At 40.8% G+C, this 17,714-nt stretch carries 17 protein-coding genes; 2 read left to right on the top strand and 15 right to left on the bottom strand.

Annotation, left to right across the window (positions count from 1 at the left end; all coding sequences use genetic code 11):
* Nucleotides 1-18: 18 nt before the first annotated feature.
* The 5 genes from BacF7301_RS20645 to BacF7301_RS20625 form a co-directional block, all read right to left on the bottom strand.
* Nucleotides 19-1,359: a hypothetical protein gene (locus tag BacF7301_RS20645; protein WP_167965810.1), complete on the bottom strand. Its 1,341-nt coding sequence runs from the start codon at nucleotides 1,357-1,359 to the stop codon at nucleotides 19-21.
* Between the two features lie 227 nt (nucleotides 1,360-1,586).
* Nucleotides 1,587-2,609 (bottom strand): TQO small subunit DoxD, encoded by a 1,023-nt coding sequence (locus tag BacF7301_RS20640; protein WP_167965808.1) that lies wholly within the window; start codon nucleotides 2,607-2,609, stop codon nucleotides 1,587-1,589.
* A 156-nt stretch (nucleotides 2,610-2,765) separates the two neighbouring features.
* Entirely contained in the window at nucleotides 2,766-3,128 is a 363-nt protein-coding gene (locus BacF7301_RS20635; RefSeq protein WP_167965806.1) for a DUF2023 family protein, read from the bottom strand.
* Nucleotides 3,129-3,161: 33 nt separating this feature from the next.
* Nucleotides 3,162-3,668 carry a flavodoxin FldA gene (fldA, locus tag BacF7301_RS20630; RefSeq protein ID WP_167965804.1) on the bottom strand — a complete coding sequence of 169 codons (507 nt, stop codon included), beginning with the start codon at nucleotides 3,666-3,668 and terminating at the stop codon, nucleotides 3,162-3,164.
* Between the two features lie 190 nt (nucleotides 3,669-3,858).
* On the bottom strand, nucleotides 3,859-5,034 hold the full coding sequence (locus BacF7301_RS20625; RefSeq protein WP_167965802.1) for a phosphoribosylaminoimidazolecarboxamide formyltransferase: 1,176 nt from the start codon (nucleotides 5,032-5,034) through the stop codon (nucleotides 3,859-3,861).
* 206 nt (nucleotides 5,035-5,240) lie between these two features.
* Here BacF7301_RS20625 and BacF7301_RS20620 point away from each other — a divergent pair, with 206 nt between their 5' ends.
* Both BacF7301_RS20620 and BacF7301_RS20615 read left to right on the top strand, forming a co-directional pair.
* A complete protein-coding gene (locus tag BacF7301_RS20620; protein WP_167965800.1) occupies nucleotides 5,241-5,945 on the top strand; it encodes a hemerythrin domain-containing protein in 705 nt (234 codons plus the stop codon).
* On the top strand, nucleotides 5,935-6,546 hold the full coding sequence (locus BacF7301_RS20615; protein WP_167965798.1) for a response regulator transcription factor: 612 nt from the start codon (nucleotides 5,935-5,937) through the stop codon (nucleotides 6,544-6,546). The genes BacF7301_RS20620 and BacF7301_RS20615 overlap by 11 nt, the downstream gene beginning before the upstream one ends.
* A 578-nt stretch (nucleotides 6,547-7,124) precedes the next feature.
* On the opposite strand, the gene BacF7301_RS20610 is transcribed toward BacF7301_RS20615, so the two are convergent.
* From BacF7301_RS20610 to trpD, 10 genes are all read right to left on the bottom strand, one after another.
* Entirely contained in the window at nucleotides 7,125-7,772 is a 648-nt protein-coding gene (locus tag BacF7301_RS20610) for an acyltransferase (protein WP_167965796.1), read from the bottom strand.
* Nucleotides 7,724-8,668: a glycosyltransferase family 2 protein gene (locus BacF7301_RS20605; protein ID WP_167965794.1), complete on the bottom strand. Its 945-nt coding sequence runs from the start codon at nucleotides 8,666-8,668 to the stop codon at nucleotides 7,724-7,726. Before BacF7301_RS20605 ends, BacF7301_RS20610 begins: the two co-directional genes overlap by 49 nt.
* Before the next feature lie 14 nt (nucleotides 8,669-8,682).
* A complete protein-coding gene (locus BacF7301_RS20600; protein ID WP_167965793.1) occupies nucleotides 8,683-9,846 on the bottom strand; it encodes a sugar transferase in 1,164 nt (387 codons plus the stop codon).
* Between the two features lie 15 nt (nucleotides 9,847-9,861).
* A complete protein-coding gene (locus BacF7301_RS20595; protein ID WP_022137887.1) occupies nucleotides 9,862-10,227 on the bottom strand; it encodes a response regulator in 366 nt (121 codons plus the stop codon).
* Between the two features lie 239 nt (nucleotides 10,228-10,466).
* A complete protein-coding gene (locus tag BacF7301_RS20590; protein WP_167965791.1) occupies nucleotides 10,467-12,851 on the bottom strand; it encodes an LruC domain-containing protein in 2,385 nt (794 codons plus the stop codon).
* Between the two features lie 249 nt (nucleotides 12,852-13,100).
* Nucleotides 13,101-14,141, bottom strand: coding sequence for an asparaginase (locus tag BacF7301_RS20585; RefSeq protein ID WP_167965789.1), 1,041 nt, complete (start codon nucleotides 14,139-14,141; stop codon nucleotides 13,101-13,103).
* 240 nt (nucleotides 14,142-14,381) lie between these two features.
* Nucleotides 14,382-15,155: a tryptophan synthase subunit alpha gene (trpA, locus tag BacF7301_RS20580; RefSeq protein ID WP_167965787.1), complete on the bottom strand. Its 774-nt coding sequence runs from the start codon at nucleotides 15,153-15,155 to the stop codon at nucleotides 14,382-14,384.
* A gap of 19 nt (nucleotides 15,156-15,174) precedes the next feature.
* Nucleotides 15,175-15,798 (bottom strand): phosphoribosylanthranilate isomerase, encoded by a 624-nt coding sequence (locus BacF7301_RS20575; protein WP_167965785.1) that lies wholly within the window; start codon nucleotides 15,796-15,798, stop codon nucleotides 15,175-15,177.
* Nucleotides 15,799-15,824: 26 nt separating this feature from the next.
* A complete protein-coding gene (gene trpC, locus BacF7301_RS20570; RefSeq protein WP_167965783.1) occupies nucleotides 15,825-16,607 on the bottom strand; it encodes an indole-3-glycerol phosphate synthase TrpC in 783 nt (260 codons plus the stop codon).
* Between the two features lie 111 nt (nucleotides 16,608-16,718).
* Nucleotides 16,719-17,714 (bottom strand): anthranilate phosphoribosyltransferase, encoded by a 996-nt coding sequence (trpD, locus tag BacF7301_RS20565; RefSeq protein ID WP_167965781.1) that lies wholly within the window; start codon nucleotides 17,712-17,714, stop codon nucleotides 16,719-16,721.

Genomic DNA, 17,714 nt, shown 5'->3' with positions numbered 1-17,714 from the left:
TTCTCTCTTATTTCTTTGTCATTTCTTGATAAACCATCCTATGTAGGCTATTCCGATAGAGAATTCGTTTTCGCTGTTGTAGGATTTTGATACGCCGAAAATCTTGTTTGTCCCGATTTGGCGTGTCGCGTAGTCTGCTTTTACTACCAGGTTGGGCAAAGCGTACCAGTTCAATCCTGCCATCCACATGCTTACCTGGCAACGTTTTTCCATCGTTTGTCCTTTTTCTCCTTTCTCCTGTGGATTGTAGTATTCGTAACGGGCAAACGGGTAGATTACCGGAATCTTCTTACTGCCGCCGAATACGGAACGGATATTGATGCCGGCTTCTGCCGCATAACTTACCGCATTCTTTGCTACCGGAGCCAAACGGCTATAAGGTGATTTGTTGGATAGCTTGACATTCGCCTGGCTCACTCCCAAGGAGTTTCCCAAGTTTCCATATACGACATTACCGCGTGCAATCACATATTTATTGCGATACTGTGCGTCCGCCGTATAGATTCTTACCGGAATCTTTCCGTAGCTTGAATAAGTCTGCTCTTTATCAGAATTGGAACCTGCATCTGCGCAATAATAGAAAGACGCGCCTACACGTAATCCCGGGACTCCTTTGTAATCCAGACGGAATACGTAAGCAGGAGAAGTGAAGTTGTCTTCTTCAAAGATTCCCTGTTTGCCGCTGCCTACCCATGTGTTACGGTCGAAACCATTGGGATTCAGACCTGCTACGACCATAGCCTGGTAATCGAAACTGGCATATCCTTTCCCGAAAGAACCGAAGATTTCCAGTCCGTTCTCGTGCCAGGTAGAGGGCAGGAGGGTGGTTTCACCTTCCGGGCGCGAAGTTCCGAAGAAATTAATCGGCTCATGGTGGGCGTTGGTCAGTCCTACAGGAACGATGATATGTCCGGCACGTACATTGATAGACCGATGAATCAGTCGTGTGATGTGGAATTGTTCGATAGCCACTTCACCGCCTTTTTCCACTTCGGTTTCGTATTCGCCGTTTTCTGTATTTTCCAACTCGAAAGCAGTACCTGTTCCACCGGATTCAAATTCAATTTCGGCACCGAGTATCCACTTGGAATTGAATTTATAATCAAAGGCCACTACGAAACGGGGAATGGAGATTGTGTTCCTTTTTTTATTAGGATTACCATCATTGCCCCCATAAAAACGGTTGATGCCGTAGTCTTTGAAGTTAGCGACCATTTCACCATATCCCCCAAAGCGGAATTTAGTATATCCTTCCGTAGAAGAAGATTTACTGTCTTTGGAATTATCTGTTGTTTCCTGTGCTGAAAGTGTGAGAGAAGATAGGAAACAAAGAATAACGATTGCAGTTATTTTTCTCATCTTTTTAATAATTTTATCGACTGCAAAGTTAGGCGGTGTTAAAAAGTGTGGCAATACCTAATAGTAGGCATAGTTGTTTCTTAAATTCAATATATGTAGGTAATTTTAAGCTAAAAGAGGGGAACTTTGAGAGTGAAAGGGAAGAAAATGGACAAAGGCGCATATCAGTAAGAAGAAAATTACTGATATACGCCTTTATATATGATAGTGGGTGAAATTGTCCGGGTTTAGTCGATGGCTATCTCTTGCTTCCAGGTAATTCCGCTGACATCAGTCAAGATTAGTTCATACCGACCTTCTGTCAGATTTTTCAGCATATTGTCTCTTATTGTCAGAGTAGCCTTGCTGCCTAATGGAATGATAAGGCTATGTTTTCCCGGGGCTACTTTGGCTACATAATCATTCGTTATATTAGTAAGTGGAAATTGCGCCAGTTCTTCTCCGTCTTTTTGGAGCAATACTTTTCCATTGGCGTCTTTTAGAGTAATACCTATAAGGAATGAACCATATACATCGGCACCTTCTACACGATATACTTTAAAGGTTAGCGCATCATTTTGAATACCTGCATTGGAAATCTCAATTTTGGGTTTCACGGATTTGTTATGCAGCGGTCCCCATACACCATTATGAAAGACCTGATTAGTATATAAGGCAACTATGAATAATACGACTGCGCCGCCGATTGCCACTTTACTGAGTCGTTTCATTGATAATGGAAGTTCGCCGGAAGTGATCCATACTAACCATTTGTTTTTGGGTAGCTTAGATTGTAATAGATAATCTAATGAGTATTTCCCGCCGCCGGAAAGAAAGATGGTGAATCCTGCCGACACGCCCAGGATACCTATTTGCCATTCATCAAGGCAGGTAGTTCCCAGCCAGCCGGAGCCTAACAGAATACCGAATGCAAGACTGAATACGCCAATGCTCATCAATCTTGTAAAGAAGCCGAGCATATACAATAATCCGACAATGCCTTCGACGATTGTGAAGATAACCATTGCCCACCAAAGTAAATCGGGAGTACTGACGAGATATTCAATGACAGGTTTGATTCCCAGTGAGTTGGGAAGGAAATGGTTGAACTTTTCTCCGATATATCCGGCAGAATCCGGGATTAGTTTGTTTTCGAGAACTAGCCTTCGCCAAAAAGCTGAAAAATAAGTCCAACCGACAATAAGTCGTAACGAAAGGGTGAAAATACCGGCTAGTGTGTAGGCGGTGAGTTGTTCTTGTTGCTGCTTCATTGCAATGTTTGATTTTGTTATAATTGAGTGAATCGTTTCTTGTATAACAAGTTTCCATCGGAAAATGTTCTACGGGAAACCTGTTTTTTGAAGAAACGATTCCACTCAAGACAAACTACATACAAACAAAGCTTAAACTTATGCTAAGGTTATCGCTTACCCTGCAATCTTTATACCTTCTTTTTTATTGCAATAACGTTTACATTGCTGGCAAAGGTCATATCCCAGCATGGCTCCCAAGATAAAATCTTCCTCAGCGGTCAGTTGGTTTAAAGGGCGAATGATGATGTGCCGCATTGCTTCCATACATTCGGGCTTTCCAAAAAACAGGTTGATTTTATTCGTACCTACTTCTTGTATCATATAACTGATTTTTTGGTTTTTCAACCGGCGGACGGCAAATTCTTCGTGCTCCCTGCTCATAGTGTAGAGTACCATGTTGCGTACGCCTTTCTTAAACTCATAAATGTGATTAAGGAAAATCCTGATTTCACCGGGAATGATTCTTTCAGTAGCCATGATGCAAACTTTTGTTTATATTAAGGTGAAGGTTTAGCTGATTTCTTGTTTTACTTGTTCAGCCCATGCGCTGATACGCTCGTCTGTCAGGTTGTCTTCGTTGACTTCGTCAAGCGGAAGCCCTACGAATTTGCCGTCTACCACAGCGATGGAAGAGTCGAACGTATATCCTGCGGTATCTACTGCTCCGCAGAACTTGCAACGGGTATCTTTCAAATCTTCATAAATAATTCCGATGGCGTCGCAGAATGTATCGGAATAAGAATCCGAATCACCGCAACCGAACAAGGCTACGGATTTGTGAGATAAATCACATTTCTTTAAAACTTTCACGCCGTCGTACCAGTCGTCCTGAAGTTCGCCTGCTCCCCATGTGGAAGAGCCAAGCACCAGCACATCATATTCATTTACTAATGCTTCTGTTAGTTTGGATACATCAAATACATGTCCTGAAGAAACATCTAATTTCTCTGCAATCCGACGGGCAAGGTCTTCTGTCGTTCCGGTAGTGGAACCATAAAATACTCCAATTTTATTCATCTTGATTTTGTTTTAAATGTAATGCCGCAAAGATAGGGTGTCCTTTAGAAATAGGAAATCCCCATTTATAATGGAATAACGGTCTCGTACTCATTATAAATGGGGATATATAAAATAAGAAGTTAACTTTAACATTGGTAAAAGTTGGGATTAACAACTGTAAATCTTCACTTTTATAGGGAGTTGTTTTTTAATGGTGGAACAAACGGATACCTGTAAATGCCATTGCCATATTATACTTGTCGCAAGTACTGATAACATGATCGTCACGTACGGAACCACCCGGTTGCGCAATGTAACTGACACCGCTTTTGTGTGCTCTTTCGATATTATCTCCAAACGGGAAGAAAGCATCCGAGCCTAAAGCTACTCCTGTCATGGTATCCAACCAGGCACGTTTTTCTTCGCGAGTCAGCACTTCCGGCTTTTCAGTAAAGAACTGTTGCCAAACGCCGTCTGCCAATACGTCTTCGTGGTCTTCTGAAATATATACGTCGATGGTATTGTCGCGGTCAGCACGACGGATTTTTTCAATCCATGGCAGGTTCATTACTTTCGGGTGTTGGCGTAAATACCATATATCTGCTTTGTTGCCCGCCAGGCGTGTACAGTGAATACGGGATTGCTGACCTGCACCGATACCAATTGCCTGACCGTCTTTTGCATAGCATACGGAGTTGGACTGCGTATATTTCAAAGTGATTAAGGCAATAATCAAATCACGTTTGGCATCAGCCGGAATTTCCTTGTTGGCTGTGGGCATTTCTTTCAGAAGACTTTCATCAATCTTCAATTCGTTTCTTCCCTGTTCGAAAGTCACGCCGAAAACATCTTTGTGTTCGATAGGAGCCGGGCGGTAAGCAGGATTCATCTTGATTACATTATAGGTTCCTTTTCTTTTATTCTTCAGAATTTCCAATGCTTCGGGAGTATAATCCGGTGCGATGACACCGTCAGATACTTCACGGTTGATGATACGTGCTGTTTCTTCATCACAGGTATCGGACAATGCGATAAAATCTCCGTAAGACGACATTCGGTCCGCACCACGTGCACGTGCGTATGCTGTTGCCAATGGTGACAGTTTCACATCATCTACAAAATAAATCTTTTTCAATGTATCGCTCATTTCTACTGCAACAGCAGCACCGGCAGGGCTGACATGCTTAAAGGAAGCAGCAGCCGGTAGTCCGGTAGCTTCTTTCAGTTCTTTTACTAACTGCCAGCTGTTGAATGCATCCAGCAAATTGATGTAACCGGGACGGCCGTTCAGTACTTCGATAGGGAGTTCACCTTCTTTCATGAAGATACGGGCAGGCTTTTGGTTAGGGTTGCAGCCGTATTTCAATTCGAGTTCGTTTGCCATTTTATTAATTATTACGAGTTATTAATTACAAATTGATAGCGACAAAATTACTAAAAAAAGAGATGCTCGCCTAGACTTGGGACACAAAATAGTAGCATGTAATTAGTATTTAGCAATTTGTAAAGAATCAAAATACCTATAAATGATGATTGTATATCCGTGAAATATTCCGTTTCTTTGCAGTCTCTAATATAAAGTAGGTATCGATGGATAATTTACAAAAATATAAATCAACTGATAAGATGATTGATCTTATCAGTGACGACTATTCTTTATTGCAAGTGATGAGCCGCTTCGGGCTGTCATTAGGTTTCGGAGATAAAACAGTAAAAGAAGTCTGTGAACAGAACGGAGTAGACTGCCGGACTTTTCTGATTGTGGTCAATTTCATAGCTGAAGGCTTTTCACGGTTGAACGGTGATAAAGATAATATTTCCATACCGGGATTAATTGACTACTTGCGACAAGCACATAGCTATTTCCTTGATTTTTCTCTTCCCGCTATACGGCGCAAACTGATCGAAGCTATCGACTGCTCACAGGATGACGTCGCTTTTCTTATTCTGAAGTTTTTCGATGAATACACACGCGAAGTACGTAAGCACATGGATTATGAAGAGAAAACTGTATTCAAGTATGTCGATGCGTTGATTGCGGGGAATGCTCCGAAGAATTATCAAATCAGTACATTCTCCAAGCATCATGACCAGGTAGGAGAGAAGTTGACGGAACTGAAGAATATTATTATTAAATACTGTCCTGCCAAGGCCAATGAGAACCTTTTAAATGCGGCTCTTTTCGACATTTATGCTTGTGAGGCCGGTTTGGAATCTCATTGCAAGGTAGAAGATTATATTTTTGTTCCTGCTATTCTGAACTTGGAAAGGAGGATTAGAGAAAATGAAAAATAACGAAGTTATCCGAATAGCGATTGCTGAAACCTCTGTGATTATTCGCGGCGGATTGACTGCCGCTTTGAAACGTCTTTCTAATGTAAAGATACAACCCATCGAATTGCTTTCTGTCGAAGCGTTGCATGATTGTGTCCGGACGCAGTATCCTGATATGCTGATTGTCAATCCGACTTTCGGTGATTATTTTGATGTGGGTAAGTTCCGGGAAGAAACATCCGGCAAAAAAATACGTGTGATAGCTTTGGTTACTTCCTTTGTAGACGTTTCTTTGTTGAGCAAATACGATGAGTCTATTTCTATCTTTGATGACTTGGAAATTCTTTCCAAGAAGATTGCAGGTTTGCTGAATATGGTTTCTGAGGAAGAAGAAACAGATAGTCAGGATGCACTCAGCCAACGGGAGAGAGAAATTGTAATCTGTGTGGTGAAAGGAATGACGAATAAGGAAATTGCGGAAAAACTGTTTTTATCCATTCATACAGTCATCACTCACAGGAGAAATATTAGCAAAAAATTGCAAATACACAGTGCAGCCGGTCTGACTATCTATGCTATTGTAAATAAGCTAGTTGCGCTGAGTGATGTGAAAGATTTATAGTCTAATGAAATGTTATTAAATATAAAACCGTTTGCGTGCACGGAAATTATTCGTACCTTTGCAATGCAGTTGGGAAATTGCTATTAGTTTATAAGGTAAAAGAAAATATGAAGGTATTAGATTAGACAATAAATTTAAGGTATTAAAGTTTTTAGTTCAATAGGAAAGTTTTTAATAGAAGGTAAAAGGATAACAATAGGTAAGAAGTTTTAGGGTAAAAAGAAGATTAGTTTTCAGGAAAAAAGAGGTAAGGAAAAGAAAAGCCTTTAAGGCTTTTCTGATGCGAGGCGAGTGGTTCCATAGGGGAATTGGCTCGTTTTTTTATTTGTTATGGAATAAACCTGGCTCAGTCTGCAAACCTGCGGTTATACATATCTTATCCCGATAGGGATTATAAATTGTCATTTAAAAACAAAATCCCGACGAAATCGCTTCGGCGGGATTCTATTTCATTTTTACTTAAATGTGGCTACGTAATAAAATTATGACTAATTAATTCAATTCTGATACTGCAAAGATAGTGCGTTTCAGTATGTGCCACAATCACCTATATAAGGTATATTACGCAGCTATTCTCATTATTTATGGTTACCGATAGGTGTTTTCTCTACTTTCTCCCATTCTTTTGTTTCAAAATTGTACGCTTTGATGATTCTTGCAGGGCATCCCGCACATATGGAATAGGGAGGAACGGAATGACTGACTACACTTCCGGCAGCCACTACGCAATGTTTACCTAAAGTGACGCCCGGAAGAATCACCGAATTGGCACCTACCCATACATCATCCTCGATAACAACCGGTTGTGTACTCACCCCCTGTTCATCAATCATCTTTTCCGCATCCTGATAATTGTGGTTGAGTCCGGTGACAGTTACGTTTTGAGCCAGGTTGACATGATTACCAATAGTAACGGGGCCTATGATTGTATTTCTTAGCCCGATACGGGTATAATCCCCGATTGCCAAATCTCCAACTGCATTGTTAAGACAGGAGAAGTCTTCCACCACTGAATATCTTCCTAAAGAGAATCGATTGAAAGGAGGAAGGTCTTTGCGTACACTTCGGTAGATAACAGAACCTTTTCCGCGTTTCAGATAGATGAAATCGAAAAGACGTATCCACCAGTTAGGGCGTGTCTTGACGGGATGCATGATGAAACGATGAATAGCTTGCTTTAAGCCGGGATTTCCTTTAATTCGCTGTTTAAGTGTCTTTTTCTCCATATTGAATGTTTTTTCTTCTTCTTATCTTCTACCAAATAATCAGGAATCGCCAAACTGTATGCGATTAGTAAACCGAAGAGTAGAATCCACCAGCCAAATGATGAAGTCCAGTCATATCCTGTAATCAATGTAGCCCATATAGCTACGAAGATACACAATTTTAGTGGAGAAGGTATCAATTGCTGTATAATCCGGTTGAAGAAGCTCCAGTTTCCTTCTAATAAAGAAGGGAGCAGATAGGAAGCCATCTTCCGAATGCGTTTCCGATATGGGCAGGCAGGGGCGGATTGGCAGTAAACGATTGCGTCCGGCAGATAATCTATATAAATATTCTGTCTGAGTAACTTCCGTTCAATGTTAGTTCTAGAGCTTTTCAGATTCTTTTGCAACCATCCCAAGTCAATAGCCATATTAGTCCCGAGTAAATTGGATGACAATCCAAACTGAGTGTTTCCTGCTCTGCAAATACTGTTTTGTATTTCATCACACAGGATGCGAAAACGGTTTCGAAAGCCTTTGCGGTTTTCGGTAATTGAATGTAATTGGATTGCCTGTATGCCTGAATCGTAGGCATCGTATATCTTGTCCATCAATCGTGGTGACAAGGCACAAGTTGTATCAGACAGAATAAGTACCAGGTCATACTGTTCTTTGTCCAAACTGTTGATGCGTTGGTACAAGTCGTTATAGGTGATAAACTCGTAAGGCTCTTCTTTATAGATGGTTATAAGTGGACTACCTTCCGGGATAAGAATCGCACAATGGTACTTCTTCTTGGCTTTTGAATAGATGATATGCTTGAAATGTGACGCCACTGCCAATACAAAAAGATATATAAATAAAACCCCTGTAAAGAAGAATATCAAATCATCTAGTATGTAGATATAGGAGTCCATCGTCCGAAATGGAATTATACGTTCTCTTTTTGAATAAATGCAGTGACTGTCTTCAGGATGATTTTTATATCCAGCCAAAAAGAGAAAGTCTTTGCGTAGGTGATGTCCAACTGCTTACGCTCTTCGGCGGAAAGTTTACCGGCTTCTCCTCTTTTTTCGACTTGCCACAGGCCTGTTAGCCCTGCCGGACCCATAAAGCGGTCGATATGTTCGTCGCTGGTCAGCAATTCAGCTTCATAGAGCGGGAGAGGACGGTTACCTACTATGGACATATCCCCCTTTAATATATTAATGAGTTGTGGTAACTCATCAATACTATATTTGCGGATGAAACGCCCTATTTTCGTGATTCTGGGATCGTTCTCCAGTTTCACGAAAGCATTGCTCTTTTCTTTGGATTTCTTGTGAATATAATCTTCTTCGGTGATAACGAAGTCGTCAGATATCAAGAGAATTTCTTCTTCGTCGGCATTTTCATTGAGTTCCGCTTCCTGTTCTTCTTCCTCTCCCCAAATATCCTGTTCTTCTTCCTGATATTGGTTGAGAGCATTGAAGTCTTTTAGATGCTTGTCGGCATCGGTGTACATTGAGCGGAATTTGAGAAAATCGAATATCTGATAATTGCTTCCTACACGTTTGGATTTGTAGATAATCGGTCCTTTGCTTTCTATCCGGATGGCTAATGCCGTGAGTATTAAAAGAGGAGAGAGGCATAGGATTGCCATTCCCGAAAAGAATATATCAAAAGTTCTTTTCCATAATGGCAACTTGAAAGCATTTATATTTTGCGCTTTAAGTTGAAGAGCTTTTATTTTCTGTTCTTTCCTGCGTTTGAGGAAGGTTGATAAGTCAGTCAGAGCTTCGTGTGTAGTCTCGTATTTGACTGTATTATTAATTCCTGCTTTAAGATACTCTGACGCTTCCTCTTTGGATAACGAATCAATGACTAGTACCATATAAAGCCCCGGATACTTTTTGCGCATATAGCGTATATCAGCAATATCTTTAGATAGATTTACCTGCTCAAAAAAAAGAGCAACGTCATATTTCTCCCGTATCTTATCCAGTACTTTGATAGCTTTGTTACAATTCGATACCGCATAGAATACCCCTATACTTAGTTTAGAGAACAGCTCGATTGTTTTACTATCTTTGCCAATGTAAACAAAATATTGCATGTGGAAGCCCCGATATTAGTCGATAATCTTTTTTATTCGAATTTTGAGTTCCAATGGATTGAATGGCTTCAGAATATAGTCTTCAGCTCCTTCTTCCAGTAATCTGATTCTCTCTGTTGTACTCTCTTCACTGGACAGCATAACGATAGGAATTGATTTGAATAACTCGTTATTCTTCATGTACTTTAAAAATTCATCTCCCATCATAAGTGGCATACGGATATCCGAGATGATAAGATCGGGCATATTTCCTTCATTAAGCCACTCTATAGCTTTAATAGGATCTTCCAGATAGGTAAAATCATAGTCTTTTCCTAAATAAACCCCTGCCACTTTCCCGATTGTCGCCTTATCGTCGACTAGTAATATTTTTTTCTTCATACGAATAGACCTTTCTATCGCTTGCTTTGTTATTTGATTTATAGATTAGCTTGCTGTCACATTTAATTTGTGACGCTGTGCAAATATAGATATTATTTTAGAATAATCTCTCAATATAGGGAGCTAAAATTCGTGATATGTATAATTTTCTCTATAAAAAGCAAATCAGCGAGAGTTTCTATGAAAAAACACGGACTTCACTTTTCATGAAATCCGTGTTCATAATTAATGTTTAGTTTTTATTTGTATACTCTAGAGGAATCGAAAGTCTTCCACCAGTCTTGATTTTTACTACCGCCACTTGTCACCCAGCTTTCAAACAGGGAGTAGGCATTCTTTATGTTCATATATTCCAAAGGCCATTGGAATTCGGTCGGAACCATAATTCCCCATGCCAGATTCTCTTTACTGATGTAATATCTCTTACGTGAAGTAGAACTGTCATCGTTGTTTCCACCAAACAAATCAGTATTTGCCAGTTTGGTTGGCTGATAACCGGCAACGTGAATTTCTTTACGATTGTTTCTGTTTCCTTCTACGAAGATGAAAACATTCAGCTTATTAATATTGAGCTCGTCTACAGAAATCGGATTACTGAACTTAATCGTGAAACTAATATTCTTTGGACTTTTATTGTTTGAACTGTTTTTGATGGTATTAATCTGTTCGTAGCGATTAAGCCCTAACGTTTTGTGGGCATCGTCAAACAATGGAATTACAGCATAATCCTGTCCGTTTTCAATTTGATTATTATTCACATTGAAGTTTTGGATAAGCGAATTGTCGCTGAATTCTACCGGTTGTGTGATGGCACTGGCAGGGATACCGTCAAACATGATGGCAGCTCCGATGCTCTTTGTAGCTCCGGCTGCAGATAGATCAAGGCTTAGTTTGAACTCCTGTGCCTTATTATCTTTATTAATCGAAATCTTTCTTTCTTTGATAATCAGAACCACGTCATTCATATCATAGTCTCCGTATAGCGGCCATTGATCTTCGAATAAATAAGCATAGTTGCGGGTATCATCCACTATGATCGGGTAGTCAGGGTCTTTAGGATCTTCACCTTCGTTTCCGCCATTCTTAGTACCTGTACAAACTTCAATTATAGCTTTGGAATCTCCTATTTTAGTGATGTATGCACCGTTTCGTACAAAATAATTTTCCCACCATTGTTCTTTCGCTACGTGGTTGTCAGATTCAATGGCCAAATTACCGTCATATGTGAAACCTTGTCCGGTTATTACCGGAGATTTTATCATAGAAGCATTTTCACCTTTTCCATAAAATTTAGCATAGCCGGCCGGTATGGCAAGGCTTGTAGTTGCATCCAGCATTGAACCATTACTCAGATTGACCACACCATTTTCAAATTTCATAGTAGGCGCTTTGAGGTATCCCTGATTAAAGTTAAGTGTAGCCCCATTTTCATGGAAAGAGATGGTAGCTTCCATACTACAAGAATTGTTGATAGTAGGATTGGTGAAAGTCATCGTCTCAAATACCATTATATTAGTGTTAGTAATAACAGCGTTTGAGTTGGCGATTATTTTTTTACCATAAATCTCTCCGTTATTCTCCATTGAGAAATTGGAAGGAAGATTGAATTCCCCTTCAAGCTCAATCTTGTTATCATTTACAATTTGCGTATTAGAATTGATTGAGATGTCTTTACTTGTTATAGTTCCTTTATTATAAAGTGCCGCACCGGAATGTAACGTAGCTTTGTTTGTTACTGCCAGTGTACCCCAGTTTCTTAATGCAGCAGGCTCACCATTCGTGAATGATATATTCTCAGTTGTCACGCTACCCTGATCCATAATGGTCAACATAGAATTTCTGATAAATGTCATTGTTCCTGATGCCTGGATTTTAGCACCGTCCATAACGATGATTTCAATACCGTTTTGGAATTGGAATGTGGATGGAATTACCCAATTTGCATCTACATAGATTCTGGTAGTAACTGCACCGTCATACCCATAATAAGTAAATGTACCATTATAATCCGATGTAATTTTATAAGAAGAATTAGGCTGTAAAGCACTTCCGTTCATATCTGCCAATTCTTTAGCATCACCCGGTATAGTAGAATAATCTGGCTTTTCAAATGAAATACCTCTTGTTGCGACAGCGCGACTCATTAACGCTCTATTTTGTGCAGCGGATTCTACATAATAGAGTTTGCAGGTCATATTATCACTGTTTTCCGGTACGTCGAACTGATATACCTGTTCACGGCCTCTAGGGTCGGTCTGTTTGATATAAATACCCTTTTGGATTGGAAGCAGGCTGACGGAAGCTGTAACTTTGAAGTTGTTACCTTTGTTAGCTGTTCTGGTAGCGAGTGCGGAAGCACTTTCATTAGCAAGAGGATCATCTGCGTATATTTCTACTAAATAAGCATAAAGACCACCTTCTTCATCTTTCACTTCGACTGATACATTTTTGGTTGTCATCATGTTCCAATCGAAACCGTCGGGAGCGGCAAAGCCATCGCCCATAGGATTAGGTGTTTCATAAGACGGATCATACAAATCCTTTCCTGAATCGACACAACTAGACATGGTACCTGCCATTGCTATTGCAATGATTGGCACGAATTGAATTGTTTTTTTCATCATAACTGTTATATTGCTTGATTGTTTGTAACCAAATCTCACACAAAAATAGCTGCATATTTTATATATAAGCTGCATTTCATGCTGTTTTATTTAAGGAAAACAAATGTACTTCCGGTTTGGTTTTGTATTGGCTCCGTTTGGTTTGATTGAAGCTTTGCGTAAAAGAGAAGAAAATCCCTTAATCTTCTCTTTTACAGGAATCTGTAAGTTTGAAAATTAAGGGATTGTAATGAATATATTTGTATCTTATCAGGATTTGGTGATTTCTCCTATTAAACAGGAATTCATTTTGTATCGGATGTCCTGATTGGACAATCCGTGTCCCAGTAGAAACATAAGTTTGGTAATGGCGCATTCGGGGGTGCTGTCATATCCGCTAATGACGCCGGCTTCCAATAGATGTATTCCTGTCTCATAACGTTCCATTTCTACCGCTCCCGAAGCACATTGGGTGATATTTACGATAATAATCCCCCGTTCGGTGGCTTCCTTCAATTGGCGGATAAACCACTCTTTTTGCGGCGCATTTCCTGATCCGAAAGTTTTCATTACCACAGCTTTCAATCCGGGAACATGTAGGAGAGAAGTTACTATACTTTCTTGGATACCGGGGAAAAGCGTCAGTATAACCACATTCGTGTCAAATAGATAATGCGGTTTTAAAGGCTTGGTAAGGTCGGGCCTACGGATAAGGTTAGGCTCATATTTGATATGAATGCCTACCCGTGCCAGTGGCGGGTAGTTGAAAGACCGGAACGCGTTGAAGTTTTCCGCGTTTATTTTGGTGGTGCGGTTACCACGCATCAAGTGATTCTCGAAGAATATACACACTTCGGGAACGATGGCAGTACCGTCCGGGTTTTTGGCGGCGGCGATTTCAATAGCGGTAATGAGATTTTCTTTTCCATCCGTCCGTAAGGTGCCGATAGGAAGTTGCGAGCCGGTGAGAATGACGGGTTTGCTTAGGTTCTCGAGCATAAAGCTTAAGGCAGAAGCAGTGTATGCCATGGTGTCTGTTCCATGAAGGATAACAAAACCATCAAAATAATCATAGTTATAATTGATAATCTTCACTAGTTTGGCCCAATAAGCAGGCTCCATATCCGAAGAGTCGAGAGGTGGTTCGAATTGATAGGAAGAGATGCGATAGTTGAATCTTTTCAGCTCGGGAACATGCTTGAGCAGATGGTCGAAATTGAAATTCTCTAAAGCACCAGTTTCAGGATTTTCTATCATTCCGATAGTTCCACCCGTGTAAATTAACAAAACAGAGGGAGTATCTACTTTCATAACCGTTGAATTTCTGTTAAAACGCTGACAAAGATACCGATTAATTGGATATTATGAATAGTATATGATGAATTTGTTTGTAGATTAGATTAAAATGTTTTAAACCTGAATATTTATACGGCTTTATCCGATGATTTAAAAGAAAAAGTTCCTGTATCTTTAAAAGTAAGTAGCCAAAGTCCATAAGACTGTGCGATAATAGCCAGCCTGATTACTTTAACTACTTACTGTCGGCTATCATTATTTTTTTAGTGCTTCCTTCAATTTGAGGATAGCTTTCTCCGGGTCTTTTTCTTCTTCGAGCAAAGTGACAAATTTGCTACCAATGATTGCTCCCGAAGCATGTTCGCAGGCTGCCTGGAAAGTCGCTTTGTTCGAGATACCGAATCCCACCATCAATGGATTGTTCAGATGCATATCTTCTATCTTTTTGAAGTAAGACCGCTTCTGTTCGTTGAAGTCCTGTTGTGCTCCGGTAGTTGCTGCGGATGAAACCATGTAGATGAAGCCGTCTGTATGCGCGTCGATTTCACGTACGCGCTCTTCACTGGTTTCCGGTGTAATAAGCATAATAACTTTGATGTTATAACGTTCGGCGATGATGCGGTATTGTTCCTGATAATCACGGAAAGGAAGATCGGGAATAATCACTCCGTCGATACCACATTCCACACATTGGCGACAGAAATTTTCAAATCCGAACTGCATGATCGGGTTCAGATAACCCATAAATACAAGTGGTATTTTCACATCCTTGCGAATATCTCGCAATTGTTTGAAAAGGAGTTTTAGGGACATACCGTTGCGCAGTGCCTGAGTAGCAGCATTTTGAATAACAATACCATCTGCCATCGGATCACTGAAGGGAATCCCGATTTCAATCATACTGACTCCGTGCTTTTCGAGTGTACGGATTACATCGGCAGTGCCGTCCAATGTCGGATCGCCTGCACAGAAATAAATGGAAAGTATATCTTTCTTATTGCTATTGAAAAGTTGATTAATTCTATTCATGATTATTGGAAATTTAAAATTATGATTTTAGTTCATTGAGGAATGTCCGGATACGTTCCGTATCCTTCTTTCCCGGTTTTAATTCAAAACGGCTGTTGAGGTCATATCCGGCAAGGCGGGGATGCTTGAATTCTTTCAGCGCATTGGCGCTGTAAGGATTGATACCGCCGCTTAACAGAAAAGGTACATGCCCGTTATACGTATGCAGGATACTCCAGTCGAACTGATTGCCCGAACCACCATACTGTTCGCATTTCGTATCGAACAGGAACAGGTCGCACACTTTCTCATATTCATATACCTTTGTCAAATCCTTGGGGCGGGCTACTGAAAAGGCTTTGATGATTTTCAATCCCGCAGCATGCAGTGACCGGCAGTATTCCGGAGACTCATTTCCGTGCAGTTGCACATAGTCCAGTCCGAAACGATCCGCAAACATACTGACCATCTGCTTGTCTTCATTCACAAAAACTCCGACACGGTGGCTATGAATAGGGAGATAAGCCGGAAGTTCGTAGACATATCGGGGAGATTTGGGATAAAAGATAAATCCCAGCATATCGATGCCTTCAAGTGATTCTATGTCCCGTATGTTTTCAGCTTCACACATACCACATACTTTGATAATTTTTCCGTTGATCATAGGGCTGTCCGTTTTGAATAATTAGTTTATTGTATGGCTTGCAGGAAATTCTGTAAAGTTTCTCCCGGTTGCTCAGTTTTCATAAATGTTTCACCAATCAGGAATCCACGGAATCCGGCTACCCGGAGACGTTTTACGATTTCAGGATCGGAGATACCGCTTTCGGATACCAAAACCGCGTCTTGGGGAAGTTGCCCGGCCAATCGGAACGAGTTTTCCACATCGGTGAAGAAAGTTCCCAAGTTACGATTGTTGATTCCTACCATATCTATCTTTTCATTAATATACGCCAATTCTTCCGAACTGTGGATTTCCAGTAGAACCTCCAGTCCCAGAGAATGGGCTTTCTCTGTAAGTTCATTACATTTTTCCTGTTCAAGCGCGGCTGCGATAAGAAGCACAGCGTCCGCACCGACAATTTTTGCCTGGTAAAGTTGATATTCGTCAATGATGAAATCCTTTCTTAGAATAGGAATCTCTACCAAAGGGCGCGCAATACGAATATCTTTCAGACTTCCCCCGAAAAACTTCTCATCGGTGAGGATAGAGAGGGCAGAAGCACCTGCTGTCGCATAGGAGAGAACTATTTCTTCCGGGCGTGCGTTCTGCTTTATCCATCCTTTAGACGGAGAACGTCTTTTAAATTCTGCAATCACGCCCGACTTTGAAGAAGCCAATGCCTGTTTCATGGAGCGAATAACCGGAGCCTCACTGATACCTTCCTGCAACTGTTCGATAGAAATAGCCTGCTTTTGCAGGTCTACTTCAAATCGTTTGTTGGCTATAATTTCGGATAATATATCTTTCATAATTTAATTGATATTCATGATTTTGGGCACGGATTACGCGGATTACACAGTTTGGTTGATTGGAGCTACAAGAGCCGCGTAATCCGTGTAATCCGTGCCTGATCTTTATATTTAACTGTTTAATTCAATGAATTTCTTCAAAGTTGTTAATGCCCGCCCACTTTCCAGTGACTCTTTAGCCATGGCAATACACTCCTCAATCGTTTTCTCCGGACAAACTACATGGATGGCGAAAGCCGAGTTGATAACTACCACATTCTTCTGGGCTTCGGTCGCCGTATTATTCATGATGTTATCGAAGATTTTAGCAGCGTCTTCCGGTGTCTGTCCGCCATCCAGGTCGGTATCTTTGTAGCGGGAGAATCCGAGACTTTCAGGAGTATAAATTTTTTCGTTGGCACTGGTTGCCACCTTAAATTCATTAGTAAGGGAAATTTCATCATACCCGTCCAAACTATGAACAACAGCGAATTTCGTTTTACTTTCCTGATAAGTATAAGTATAGAGACGAAGTAGGGGGAGATTATAAACTCCTAAAAGCTGATAAGCCGGCAATACCGGATTTACCAACGGGCCGAGCATATTGAAGAAAGTACGTACGGCAAGTCCTTTGCGAACCGGAGCGACAGCTTTCAAAGCCGGATTGAATAGGGGAGCATGCAGGTACGCAATATTACACTGCTCCATGCTACGACGCAACTGCTCCACATCACTGGTAAACTTTACGCCATGCTGCTCCATCACATTACTGGCACCACTGACTGACGTTGCTCCATAATTACCATGCTTCACCACCGGAAAGCCTGCCCCGGCAACCGTGAAACAGGAAGCTGTAGAAATGTTGAACGTATTTTTTCCGTCACCGCCTGTTCCTACAATATCTATCGGAGCAAACTCGCTCAAATCTACCGGAACACGCATCTCAAGCAATGCATCGCGGAAACCGCATAATTCTTCAACGGAAATATTGCGCATCAGGAAAACCGTGATTAGCGAAGCCACCTGTACATCATTATATTTTCCTTGTGCGATGTTTTGTAAGATGGTACGGGCCTCATCGCGTCCCAAATACTGATGCTCAAAAAGCTTATATAGAATCTGTTTCAT

Source organism: Bacteroides faecium, assembly GCF_012113595.1.
Classification (GTDB): domain Bacteria; phylum Bacteroidota; class Bacteroidia; order Bacteroidales; family Bacteroidaceae; genus Bacteroides; species Bacteroides faecium.
Note: the sequence above shows the minus strand (reverse complement) of the source record. Positions and strands in the feature narration are given on the sequence as shown.

Coding starts and splice junctions, on each gene's coding strand:
- fldA (WP_167965804.1), bottom strand. CDS start 3,668: ATGAATAAAATTGGAGTATTTTATGGTTCCACTACCGGAACGACAGAA.
- trpD (WP_167965781.1), bottom strand. CDS start 17,714: ATGAAACAGATTCTATATAAGCTTTTTGAGCATCAGTATTTGGGACGC.
- BacF7301_RS20585 (WP_167965789.1), bottom strand. CDS start 14,141: ATGAAAGTAGATACTCCCTCTGTTTTGTTAATTTACACGGGTGGAACT.
- BacF7301_RS20625 (WP_167965802.1), bottom strand. CDS start 5,034: ATGGCAAACGAACTCGAATTGAAATACGGCTGCAACCCTAACCAAAAG.
- BacF7301_RS20600 (WP_167965793.1), bottom strand. CDS start 9,846: ATGCAATATTTTGTTTACATTGGCAAAGATAGTAAAACAATCGAGCTG.
- BacF7301_RS20595 (WP_022137887.1), bottom strand. CDS start 10,227: ATGAAGAAAAAAATATTACTAGTCGACGATAAGGCGACAATCGGGAAA.
- trpA (WP_167965787.1), bottom strand. CDS start 15,155: ATGAATAGAATTAATCAACTTTTCAATAGCAATAAGAAAGATATACTT.
- BacF7301_RS20640 (WP_167965808.1), bottom strand. CDS start 2,609: ATGAAGCAGCAACAAGAACAACTCACCGCCTACACACTAGCCGGTATT.
- BacF7301_RS20615 (WP_167965798.1), top strand. CDS start 5,935: ATGAAAAATAACGAAGTTATCCGAATAGCGATTGCTGAAACCTCTGTG.
- BacF7301_RS20575 (WP_167965785.1), bottom strand. CDS start 15,798: ATGATCAACGGAAAAATTATCAAAGTATGTGGTATGTGTGAAGCTGAA.
- BacF7301_RS20605 (WP_167965794.1), bottom strand. CDS start 8,668: ATGGACTCCTATATCTACATACTAGATGATTTGATATTCTTCTTTACA.
- BacF7301_RS20620 (WP_167965800.1), top strand. CDS start 5,241: ATGGATAATTTACAAAAATATAAATCAACTGATAAGATGATTGATCTT.
- BacF7301_RS20590 (WP_167965791.1), bottom strand. CDS start 12,851: ATGATGAAAAAAACAATTCAATTCGTGCCAATCATTGCAATAGCAATG.
- BacF7301_RS20610 (WP_167965796.1), bottom strand. CDS start 7,772: ATGGAGAAAAAGACACTTAAACAGCGAATTAAAGGAAATCCCGGCTTA.
- BacF7301_RS20635 (WP_167965806.1), bottom strand. CDS start 3,128: ATGGCTACTGAAAGAATCATTCCCGGTGAAATCAGGATTTTCCTTAAT.
- BacF7301_RS20645 (WP_167965810.1), bottom strand. CDS start 1,359: ATGAGAAAAATAACTGCAATCGTTATTCTTTGTTTCCTATCTTCTCTC.
- trpC (WP_167965783.1), bottom strand. CDS start 16,607: ATGAAAGATATATTATCCGAAATTATAGCCAACAAACGATTTGAAGTA.